The 11,435-nt window shown below is 65.8% G+C and carries 9 protein-coding genes; 1 reads left to right on the top strand and 8 read right to left on the bottom strand.

Going from position 1 to position 11,435, the window contains the following annotated elements; translation table 11 throughout:
* Positions 1-27: 27 nt before the first annotated feature.
* The 6 genes from ACTXG9_RS00820 to ACTXG9_RS00795 form a co-directional block, all read right to left on the bottom strand.
* Positions 28-774: a fimbrial biogenesis chaperone gene (locus tag ACTXG9_RS00820; RefSeq protein WP_111101906.1), complete on the bottom strand. Its 747-nt coding sequence runs from the start codon at positions 772-774 to the stop codon at positions 28-30.
* 80 nt (positions 775-854) lie between these two features.
* Positions 855-1,412 (bottom strand): fimbrial protein, encoded by a 558-nt coding sequence (locus ACTXG9_RS00815; protein WP_111101905.1) that lies wholly within the window; start codon positions 1,410-1,412, stop codon positions 855-857.
* Between the two features lie 165 nt (positions 1,413-1,577).
* Positions 1,578-2,261, bottom strand: coding sequence for an outer membrane protein (locus ACTXG9_RS00810; protein ID WP_180832477.1), 684 nt, complete (start codon positions 2,259-2,261; stop codon positions 1,578-1,580).
* A gap of 74 nt (positions 2,262-2,335) precedes the next feature.
* Entirely contained in the window at positions 2,336-3,265 is a 930-nt protein-coding gene (locus ACTXG9_RS00805; RefSeq protein WP_180832479.1) for a hypothetical protein, read from the bottom strand.
* 190 nt (positions 3,266-3,455) lie between these two features.
* Positions 3,456-3,659, bottom strand: a complete 204-nt coding sequence (locus ACTXG9_RS00800; RefSeq protein WP_146268403.1) for a hypothetical protein — start codon at positions 3,657-3,659, stop codon at positions 3,456-3,458.
* A gap of 95 nt (positions 3,660-3,754) precedes the next feature.
* Entirely contained in the window at positions 3,755-4,426 is a 672-nt protein-coding gene (locus tag ACTXG9_RS00795; RefSeq protein WP_180832481.1) for a response regulator transcription factor, read from the bottom strand.
* Between the two features lie 75 nt (positions 4,427-4,501).
* On the opposite strand from ACTXG9_RS00795, the gene ACTXG9_RS00790 reads away from it, so the two are divergent.
* Entirely contained in the window at positions 4,502-5,158 is a 657-nt protein-coding gene (locus ACTXG9_RS00790; protein ID WP_180832483.1) for a response regulator transcription factor, read from the top strand.
* Between the two features lie 26 nt (positions 5,159-5,184).
* Here ACTXG9_RS00790 and ACTXG9_RS00785 read toward each other — a convergent pair whose 3' ends face one another.
* Both ACTXG9_RS00785 and ACTXG9_RS00780 read right to left on the bottom strand, forming a co-directional pair.
* Positions 5,185-8,565, bottom strand: a complete 3,381-nt coding sequence (locus ACTXG9_RS00785; protein ID WP_180832485.1) for an ATP-binding protein — start codon at positions 8,563-8,565, stop codon at positions 5,185-5,187.
* A gap of 32 nt (positions 8,566-8,597) precedes the next feature.
* Complete coding sequence (locus ACTXG9_RS00780) at positions 8,598-11,279, bottom strand: ATP-binding protein (protein WP_180832487.1); 2,682 nt, start codon at positions 11,277-11,279, stop codon at positions 8,598-8,600.
* Positions 11,280-11,435: the final 156 nt, after the last annotated feature.

Below are 11,435 nucleotides of genomic sequence, written 5' to 3'. Positions count from 1 at the left end.
AAAGAATGGGAATCGGAGGTTGCGGGCTCAGGGGTTGCGCAGTGGCACCGTGTGCTCGATCAGAGCACCATGCTCGCTGGCAAACTTGAACTTCACGCTTCCAGAGCGTGCATTTGCGTCACCCGGTAGTGCGAAGTGCTGCGTGGTCAGAGGAGCAATCATGGCAATGCCCTTCGCTTCCGCGCTGTTGTTGCCGTTGATGACCTCGGCACGAATCAGGCTCACGTGAAAGACACTGGGGTTTCGCACCTGCAATGCCCAGCCACCTTGGTGCGGCACAACCGACCATTCCAGATTCTCGATCACTCCGCTGACCGATTGCTTGGCCAGCGACTGCGGGCGATAGAAGAGCTTGATTCGGTTGCGCACTGAAATCTGAAGCTGTGCCGAGCCTGACCCACGCTTTTCAGCGGCCGGAGCGTCCAGGATATTGAGCCAGAATGCCGACTCACGGTCCTGCGGCAACTCGCCACCGATTTGGCGCAGGCGCAGCACCTGGCTCTTTCCTGCGTCTACACGCAGCAACGGTGGTAATGCGACGAACGGAGCACGCGTGGTGCTTGGGTCGGCCTTGACGTTGATTTCATCCACCCAGACCTGCACCAGGCTCGGGACCTGCCCGGTGTTCTGGATCCGAACGGACGCCTCCTTCATGTCGGCCGTGTAGATTACCCGGGTGCCTTCCACCACCACGTTGGCATGCGCCACCAGCGAGGTGGCAAGCAACGGCATGAGAGCAGCATAGCGAAGGGCGTTGCGGAAGAAGGTCTTCATGGCACTGTCTCCTGGATCCGGATGGCAGGACCGTGAGGTTCATGACTCACGGCCCTGCGCTCACCCGTCTGTGGGTCAGATCAGTAGTTCTCGACGTCGAACATCAGCTGCGAGGTGAAGCCACCCGCCTTGGTAGCGCCTGCTGCAGCCGTGGCCTGATAGCGGGTGGCGAACTCGTATTCGAACTCACCCGAAGCCTTGGTCGCTTCCAGCTCGGCCGTCTGCAGATTGATTTCAGTCTCGGTGCCAGATTCGATGCGCGACAGCTTCAGTGCGACATCGGACGCCGGGTCATCAACTGCATCGGTATACTGATTCGCGAGGTGACCGTTGGCGTTGACGGTGCTCTTGTAGACGTAGAGCTTCGCAGTGTCCTTGTCACAGGCCGCGCCGGAACCGGTGTCGGCCGACAGCTTGATCTTGAAGGTACGCTTACCGGCGTCAGGGCCATCGACAGCGCCGACAGTGACGTCCGGCAGTGCCACGGTGGCAGTGGAGCCGCCGCCGTCGCCGATTTCCACCTTGCAGGTGGCAGCCACGATCTTGCCGGTGAAGGTAATGGTGCCATCAGCCGCCGAGGCCGAAGCAGCAGCACCCAGCGAGAGCGCGGCGGTCAGAGCAATTGCAAGCTTGTTCATGATGTTGAATTTCCTGTTGGGTTTGGTTTTTGGCGTTCAAGCCGCGCTGTGCTGGGCCTGAGCGAAGGGCATTCCCTTCGAGAGGAAATGCTAGGGATGCCGGGCATTTCCAGGCATAGGACAACGACTAGTTTTCGCTGGCCCCACCCTGCCCGGCCGATCGGTTCAGAATGCATAGCGCACGCCCAGCGTCACTTCGCGCGATGCCAGATCCAGCTGCATCTTTTCGTCCTGCAGGCCGCGCGCGTTGGCGAAGCGGTTCCATCCGCTTTCGGTGGTGCCCAGGTCCGTGTAGCGGTAGCCCAGGTCCACCGTGGTGTTGGTGCCTGCCGCAACCGAAATGCCTACGCCCGCCGACCACGCCAGTTGCGTGCGGGTGGACTTGCCGTACTGGCGGTTCGGGTTGCCCTGCCAGCCACCGGACTGCAGGTGCGACAGGCCGGCGCCGGCCATGCCGTAGACCGACCATGCATCGTTGATGGCGATATCGCGGTACGCGTTGAGCATCAGCCGCTGCGAACGCACGTCGTGGTTGTTGAAGCTGGTAGCAAAGGCGCTGGAGCCGCTGGTGTAGGTGTCGGTGCGGCGAACCACATACTCACCTTCGGTGCGCCAGCCATTGCCGTGCGCGTAGCCGAAGGCCGCCGAACCGGTGGCGAAGTGCTGGCGCTGGTCGCCGGCGACGAACTGGCCGATGCCCGGGCGGGCACTGGCATCCATGTTGCGGGCCTGGTGGTGAGCGTCGATGACGCGGATGCTGGCGTAGTAACCCGCGTCGTCGCTGGCCAGAGCCACTGCAGGCACGCAGATCGCTGCCGCGACGCAGGCCGCAGAAAGAAGGGTCTTCATGTGATACCTCGGTGAATGAGTCGATACGAACCCAGGCCGCTGAGCGGCCTGGGTGGTCTGCGTGCGACGGCCGGTTACTTGACGCGCTGGTGGATCCAGCGGCCCTGGGCACCATCGAAGCGGAAGACGTAGCGATGGCCCTTGCGGATCAGCGCACTGTTCTTCAGATCGGTGTTTTCCGCCGACACGCGGGTGAACTGCGCAGTGTCCAGATTGGTGAACTGGTAGACGTCACCACAGACCGCTTCGCGCGGCAGGCGCATCTCCTGCGGCAGCAACGGGTCATCGGCAGGGCTGCTCAGGAACACATCGGTCCAGCGCTTGGCCGGGGTCGGCAGCGATTCGGTGGCCTGTTGGCGGCCATTGCCCAGGCGCACGTACCACACGCCATCGGCACCGTACACGAACGCGCAGTTGCGGCCCGCTTCGCAGGTGCTGGCACTGCCCTGCGCCTGCACGCCGCGCACCGTCACGTCCGCACTGGAGGCGTTGGCCACCACCAGCAACGAGCCGTTGCGGGCCAAGGTCGGCAACTGCACCGTTGAAGCACGCTTGGTGTCGTACAGGCCAACCTGGGTGAGCGTGTGATCCGAGTCTGGAATCTGCAGAGTGTCGGTGTTGCGGCCGGTCACCAGGCGCGCGGTCAGCCCACCCACCACGTCCCAACGGCTGTAGGCCGCGCTCCAGCGGAACTCGGCATTGCTCAGGCTGTCGACCGGGATATGGACCTGCTCTTCAAACACGGTCTTCCGGGCGTCCAGAATCGCGTAGCTGTCGGCCAGCGAACTGAGCGTCACGCGGTCACCGGCCTGCGGGCGCCCCGGCAGGGTGACGATACGGGCGAAGTCATCCTCCGCCAGTACGAAATTCAGGTGCGAATAGCCTGAGGGCATCTTGCCGCTGCCGCCATTCGTGCCCGGGGTCAGGTAGCCATCCGCCGCGGCGGCGGAAAGCGGGGCGACGCATGCCAGCACGGCAGCGCAGAGGAGCTTGCGTGAAATCATGATGTCTCGCTGTTGATGGGTGGAATGCCGCTCCACCACCTTCGTGGCGGTCGGCATCCGAGACAATGACGTCGACTTGCCGCTCAATCTGTCTGACGAGTACGATTTTCACGTACGCTTCACATTTGTAGCAGAAGGGGAAACCGGAACCGGCATGCAGCCCTCATTTGCTGCACGCTCAACCGCAGATCTACGGAGAGCCGGGCTCGTCCTCATGGCAGGTGCAGGGTTCGATCACGAAATTCGGCCATTGACGCCGGAGCTGCCTGCGCTGCGCTGCCGAGGCGTACAGGTACTCATTGAGCTGCTCAAGGAATCGCTTCTGCGCCTGTGGCTTGAGCTGGGCGAAGCTGGACATCAAGGCAGCAATGTGGCCATCAAGCGGGCGTGGCACGGCGGCTCCGGTGTGGAAGGACAGGATTCTCCCCACCCTACCGCTTGGATCTGGCGTAGCCATCGGACGATGCCTGTTTTGCGCATGTTCCAGCATCAATCGGATCCACCACGCCGAAGGTGCGAGGCCTGCGATGCAGAGACCAGGCCTTCGCGTACGGCATACTCGAATATGTCCGACGTGCGCTTCAGGCCCAGCTTGCGCATGGCCGAGTGTTTCTGCGTGCTGATGGTCTGGCGGCTGCGTTGCAGCTGTTCGGCAATTTCTTTCTGCGAGCGCCCCTCGGCGATCAGGCGCAGCACCTCGGTTTCGCGCTTGGTCAGCGCTGCCGCCGATACCGCCTGGTCCAGGCTGCCGATCTGGCGCTCGATGTCAGGCGAGAGATAGCCTTGACCCTTGTGTGCTGCCTGGATGGCGCATACCAGGTGATCGATGAGATCGGTCTTGGCCACGATGCAGCTTACTTCCGCGCGGCGCAGGCTGGTCAGTATCTGGGTGCCGCCAATGCCGGTCAGCACCACCAGCGGCACCTTGGGAAAACGGCGCTTCAGGAACCCCAGCAATGCCACGCCATCGCCATACTGGCCGCCGGGCATCGAAAAGTCAGTGACCGCCACATCGACGGGAGTACCACTCAACGCCTCGACCAATGACGTAGAATCGGTGGCGCTGGCGATGATCTGGATGCCCGGCACCTTCGCCAGTGCCTCCTGCGCACCGGCGATGACGACCGGGTGGTCATCGGCCACGACAATGCGAATGCTCATGCAGTAGTTTCCTTGTGTATGTGCGACCGGCTGTTGAACCACTTCCATTCCACCAGACCCAGGGAACAGCGCCCCATGAATCATCTGTTGATCCGCGTGGCCCTTGCTGACGACCACCCGGTGATCCGCTTGGGCGTGCGGGCCGCGCTGGATGAGGCGCCGGCCATCCAGTGCATTGGCGAGGCCAAGGATTCGTCCGAGCTGGTGAAGCTGCTGGAACAGGCCGAGAAGGACGACGCGCCCTGCGACGTCGTGGTGACCGACTATGCGATGCCTGGCGGCGATCATGGCGATGGCCTGGAGCTGCTCGACCATCTGCAGTCGCGCTTCCCGGACCTGCGCATCGTGGTGATGACCGGCCTGGACCAGCCAGGGCTGCTCAACCGGCTGAACAGCCTCGGCGTGGCAGGCATCCTCAGCAAGGGCGATGACCTGCAGCATGTGGCATCGGCGGTGATGGCGGTCTATGCGCAACGGCGCTACCTGTCGCCCAGCGTGGCCGAGCACCTGCAGCATCTGGAAAAGCGTCGCGTGACTTCGCTCTCGCCCAGCGAGAAGAAGGTCATCGCCCTGTTCATTTCCGGCCTGAGCGTTGCCCAGATCGCGACGGCCCTGGGCCGCAAGAAGCAGACCGTCAGCACGCAGAAGATCAATGCCATGCGCAAGCTGGGCATTGCCGGCGATGCCGAGCTGCACACTTTCGCGGCCGATCTTGGCCTCAAGGCGGACTGAGCGCCCCGCCACTCTACAGCACGCCCTCATGATTCCCGCTCCAGCCTCTCGCGGTAGGCCTGCAGGCAGGCCGACAACGCAGACTGCAGCGTGTCGAGCGTGCCCGGGTCGACCGTACGGCCATCACGCAGCTGCTGCTCAACCTCGCCGCACTGCGCACCCAGCTCCCGTTCGCCGATCATCTGCAGCACGCCCTTGAAGGCATGCACGCGATCCAGCAGGCGCTGCGCATCGTTGTCGCTGCGAGCCTCGGCAATGGCGGCCAGGTCCTTGTCGCCGGTTTCGACGAACAGCCTTCGGATGGCGACAGAGATCCCTCGGGGGCCCCCGGTCTCCGCTACGACCGGCGACTCCTGCACAGGTGGGGCAATCGGCCGCAGTCGTGACAACCCCGCCTCCAGCCGTTCCAGGTTCAGGGGCTTCAGCAGCAGATCGTCGATGCCGGCCGCCAGGCAACGCTCGCGCTCACTGGCCAACGCGGTGGCGGTGATCGCCAGGATCGGCAGCGATTGGCCACGTGCACGCAGTTCCCGCGCCAGCGCGTAGCCATCCATGACGGGCATGTTGATGTCTGTCAGTACCGCCATGAAGGCATTGTCACGCCAGAGGGCCAGTGCTGCCTGGCCATCCTCGGCAACCTCCACCGCGTACCCGAGTTCTTCCAGCTGCTGCTGGATCAGTTCGCGGTTCACCGCGTTGTCTTCCACCAGCAGCACGGTGCCCCGCGACCGCGTGGGTGCTGCCGCGGTTACGGCACGTTCGGCGGCCGGTGCGCCGTCACCTTCCAACGCCAGCAGCAGCGCATCGCTGGCATAGCAGGTGACCTCAACGCGCGTACCGTGTTGCTCCGGCGTCAGCGGGCCCTGCGCATGCGCAAGCACGGTACGCCGATGCAGTGCCTGCAACTGCTGCTCTTCGTCCTCGTTCCATGCCCGGTGATCGCCGACGATCAGCAGCACATCGCCGCTGTCATCCGCATTCGGCCGATCCAGCGCGGTCACGACCGCGCCCCAGGCCTGCAGCACGCGCGTCATTTCGGCGCGCCATTCCGGCGTGGTGGACAACACGGTCACCTGCTGCCCCGCCAGTGCCGCCGTGGCAGGCGGCGCCGCCTGCAGGCGCACCGGCAGGGTCAGGGTGAAGCTGCTGCCCACGCGTTCGGTGCTGTCCACGGCCACCTGCCCGCCCATCGCCTGCGCCAGCTGCTGGCACAGGGCCAGGCCCAGCCCGCTGCCACCGAAACGGCGCGAGACGCTGGCGTCGGCCTGCTGGAACGGCTGGAACAGCTGCGCGGCCTGTTCGGCACTCATGCCGATGCCGGAGTCGATGACTTGCACCCGCAGCACGCTGCCCGCCTCCGCCGGCCGCAGCTCGGCGCGCAGCAGGATTCGCCCGGATTCAGTGAATTTCACCGCATTGCTGACCAGGTTGTTGAGGATCTGGCGGATGCGATGCGCATCACCGATGCATTGGTGGTCCGCCGGCGCTTCCACGGCGTAGTAGAGGCGTACGTTCTTGCGCAGCGCATCGGGCGCGTACAGCAGGGCAACGCTTTCAATCAGCGGGCGCAGCGCGAACGGCGCCGGTTCCACGTCCAGCTGGCCGGCCTCGATCTTGGAGAAGTCCAGCACGTCACTGATGATCCGCATCAACGCATCGGCCGAGAAACGGATGCGATCCAGGCGCTCGCGTTGCCCGGCCTGCAGCGGCGAGCGCGCGAGCAGTTCCAGATGGCCCAGCACACCATTGAGCGGGGTGCGGATCTCATGGCTCATGGTCGCTACGAAGGCGGACTTGGCCCGGTTGGCGGCCTCGGCCGAGTGCCGGGCCGACTCCGAGTCTTCGCGCGCCCGGCGCAGGTTGTCTTCCAGTTCGCGCTGCGCGGTCACGTCACGCATGGCGCAGACCCATACCGGCTGGTCGTGATAGGTGGCACGCGACAGACTGACCTGTAGCTGGCTGCCAGCCCCGCCCTGCTCCGGCGACCATTGCAGCTCCACGATCTCGTCTTCGGCCGCATTGCGCCCCAGCTCCACCAGGCGTGCATACAGCGGCGTAATGCCCTCGTGCCGCGGCGATGCGCCCGCCGTACCGCCCACCAGGTGGCGCGCGGCCTCGTTCTGCAGCAGCGCCGCCCCGCTGTCGCGCGCCAGCAGTGCCAGCCCGATCGGCGCGGTGCCGATGATCACCCGGCTCAGCGCCTCGCTTTCGTACACGCGCGAGGCATCGGCCAGCGCCGGGGTGAACACGCGGCGGTCGATGCGCCGCAGCAGCCACCACAACAGGCCGATGATCAGCAGCGCACTGAGCCAGCGCGCCAGCAGGTAATAGCCTTGGCTGCGCCAGATATCGCCCCAGTCGTAGACATGGCTTAGGGTCCAGTTCACCCCTGGCAGGCTGCAGGTGAGGATGAAACGGCCCTGCACATACTCGCGCTTGGGCTGGCTGGCGGCCGTGCCGCCCAGCGTACCCAGCAGGATGGCCTGATCCTGCGCGGACAGGCCGCCAGTGCTGAACACCACCTGCTGGTTGCTGGACGCCACCAGGTAGCGCCCCTGCTCGCGGGACTGCAGGCGGGCGCGGATGTTGTCGATGGACTCGAACACCACCCGGCGGAAGTACGGGGTGGTGCCCTCGGCCATGGTCACCATGCCGATCAGGGCCGGCTGGCCAGTCAGCGGGTTGGTGCCGTAGTGCGACAGCAGGCGCCCCTCGCGGGAGGCGGCGCGGATCGGGCCCGGCCGTGGCGCCAGTTTGCGGATCTGCGGTTCGTTGCTCAGCAGCCGCGCAAACGCCTGGCGCCGGGTCGGTACACCCAGCATCTGCAGCAGCTGGGCCTCGTCACGCACATTGGCCACCGCCACCAGCCGCCCCTGCGGCTCGTAGGCGTACATCAGCACCGGACCACCTGCGTCCTGGGCGGTGATCGAATCTGCGGTATAGGCGGAATAGATATCGACCATGCCGAGGTAGGCACGCAGCTCGGCCTCGGGCAGCGGGTTGTCGCGCGCGCCAAGCACCAGCCATGGCACGGCGGTACGGCCCTGGGCACGCACCACCACCTCGTCACCCTGGCCGTGGAAGCGCTCGGCCAAGGGTGTTCCCACGTGCTGCAGGGCCGGGCGCTGGTCGCGCCACAGCACGTCGTTGCCATTGATGGATGTGGCGTACGCACGGTCGCGCTGGAACAGGAAATAGTCCACCGCGGCGCGCGCTTCGCCGAAGGACTGCCGTTCGCGCGCGTGGAACTCTTCCACATCGGCCACCGAACTGACCAGTGTGGCCAGCAGCACCAGCACCGCGATCAGGACACCGCCGCCCAGAAGCAGGCGCCGCCGCAACCGGCGCAGGTCGTCCAGGCGTGCGGCCGCCCGGCCCGTACCGTCTGCGGTGTCGGCGTCTGCCATGACCTTGATCCTCAGCTGAGTGCACATGCAATTTATCCGATTGCGCCAACAACTGACGTATTCGACTCTGCGAGGCCGGGGCCTGCCGTCAGTGCCTGGCGCAGGGCCTCGCTGGCGTAACAGGACACTTCAACGCCACGGGGCAAGCGGTGGGGTCGCAAAGGTCCCTCCCGACCGACCCAGACCAGTGGGTGGCCCGCGTCCTGCACGGCCTTCAGCCCTGCTGGGGAAGGCTCGAAGACCACCACCGGCGTGCCTGCGCGCAGATCACCCAGGCCACCCTCGGTGCCCGGACAAAGCAGCCTGACCTGCCCGCCCCAGCCGCGCAGCCGGCGTTCCAGTTCACCGCGCCAGGGCCCTGCGGCGGCCAGCAGTCCAATCTCGCGGCCAAACAGGGGCAGTGCTGGTGGTGTGGTGATCGAGGTCAACAGGGGCACTTCGAATACGAAGCGGCTGCCGACACCCGTGGTGCTCTCTACCCAGATGCGCCCTTGCATGCGCTCGCACAGCTGTTGGCACAGGGCCAGGCCCAGGCCTGAACCGCCAAAGCGCGACAGGATGCTGGCGTCGGCCTGCATGAACGGCTGGAACAGGCGCTCGCACTCGGCTGCGGTCAAGCCGATTCCTGAGTCGGTCACGTCCAGGCGCAGCCGCGCCTGCCCTCCCTCGCGGCGGCAGGCCAGCCGCAGCTGCACGCGGCCAGAGGCCGTGAATTTCAGCGCGTTGCTGGCCAGGTTGCGCAGCACCCGTTCAATCGCCGCCATCGGTGCCACGGCCACCTCCGGCACCTCCGGGTCCACCACGCAGTCCAGCTGCAGGCCCTTGGCCTGCGCCATTGGCGCATACAGCACCGCCACCCGTTCCAGCAGCGCCGCCGGCGCGAACCGCTCGGGGTTGAGCGTCCATTGCCCGGACTCGATGCGAGACAGGTCCAGCACGTCGGTGATGATGTCCATCAGCGAGTCGGCTGACTGGCGCAGGCGGATCACCCGTTCCAGCTGTTCCGGATGCAGCGCCGCACGGGCCAGCAGCTCCAGATGGCCGATGATGCCGTGCAGCGGGGTACGAATCTCGTGGCTCATCGCGGCAACAAAATGCGACTTGGCCTGGCTGCAACGCTCGGCCTCGCGGGTGCGCTCCTCCTGCTCCCGAAGCGTATGCACCTGATCGGTCACGTCTTCCACCACCAACAGCACACTGCCCGGCCAGGTGCGGCCACCCGGCCGCAAGCGGGCGCGATGGTGCCGCAACTGGCGTGCGTCGTGGATCGAGGGTAGCTCGCTGTCGATCAGACCCGCAGCGGCAGGATCGTTGCGTAGTGCCGCTTCACACAATCGCGGCAACAGGCGGGCGCCTGTCCCCAGGTCCATGCGGCGCAGCGTTCCGTTCTGGTCCTGTACCGCGCCGCTGCGTGCGTCCAGCAGTGCCACACCCACAGGCAGGTGTTCGAGCAGCTGCTGCAGGCGTTCATCGCGCGCGTAGATGTGCTGTACCTGCTCCAGCGCCGGCGTGTACATGCGTCGATGCAGCCATATCAGCAAGGCCCACAACAGCGCCAGCGCCGCCATCAACAACAGGCCACCGGCCACCAGCACCGGCGCGATGCCCTGCAGGATGTCGCGCCAGCAGTAGGTCTCCACCAGCGTCCACGGCGTGCCGGCCACACCCAGCGCCAGGGTAAACCGGCCCTCATGGAAGCGCGCCCGGGTGGCATCGCCCAACAGCACCCAGTCGCCCTCGGACAGCGGCGACTGCGGGGCGGCGCCCGGCTCGCTGGACGCCAGCACGCGCATTCCGTCGCGGTCCACCAGCGTGATATGCCCCTGGCTGTTGCGCCGGAGCAGCGCCTGCAATCGCTCGATCGGCTCGTAGGCAACGAAGGTCGCAATGGGCGAGGCCCCGTCCAGGGCCTGGAACACCGATACCAGCGACGGCTCACCGCTGATCGGGTGGCGCGCGAACGAGCGCCTTGGCTGGCCACGCTGGGTCACGCTTTCCAGCAGCGGCACCTGGTCATGGCTGGAGGCCGGTGCCAGCAGTTGTGCCGGTGCACGCAGATGTTCGAACACCTGCTGCCGGGAGTCGACCGCCAGCGCGTCCATCAGGCTGCGCTCGGTCAGGCCCCTGTCCAGTGACAGGTACTGGCCACTGGGATCGAAGAAATAGGAGGCACTGGCGGGCTCACCGTCGGTGGTGCTGGCGGTCAGGCGCTGGATCAACGACACCGCCGCACTCAACTGCAGATACCGCTGGAGTTCGGCGGCTGGCCAGTCAGCCGTGGCAAGACCCAGCGCCATCTGCGGGCGGCTGCGGTCATCGGCGACCACCATCAGCCGCTGGCCGCCCTCGAGGTAGGCCCGGCGCATGGCCTGCGGCGGCGTATCGCCCAGTGAGATATTGCGCCCCCACGCGTAGCCCGCCATGTTGGCCACGCGCGCGTAGCTGGCATCCTGCCGCGCCAACTGGATCTGCAGTGCATTGTGCGCGCGGCGGAAATCGGCAATCCGACGTGCTTCGAACCGGTTCACCTGCACCACCAGCAAAGTGATCAGCACGCTGATCGAGAGCAGGCTGAGCACGGCACCGCAGGCCAGCATCAGCCGGCGCGGGTAGCGCTTCAGCGCACGCAGCTCATCGGCATCGGTGGCAGCTGCACGTGCACCTGGAAGGGCGCGGAACGGATCAGCAGCAGTGGAAGGAGCAGGGGGGCGCATGAGCGTGGCCAGGGGCGACCGGAGCGTTTGGGTGGATGAAGAGCATGCAAGCCGGTGTTCGCCGCAGATGTAGGACGATGTCCAAAAGAGCCGGATGCGGTGTCGCATTCGTCCTGATGTGAACGCCACATTTCGAACTTGTCCGGTTCTTCCCCA

The organism is Stenotrophomonas maltophilia group sp. LNF247 (genome assembly GCF_054083135.1).
This window is presented reverse-complemented; position numbering and strand designations above follow the sequence as displayed.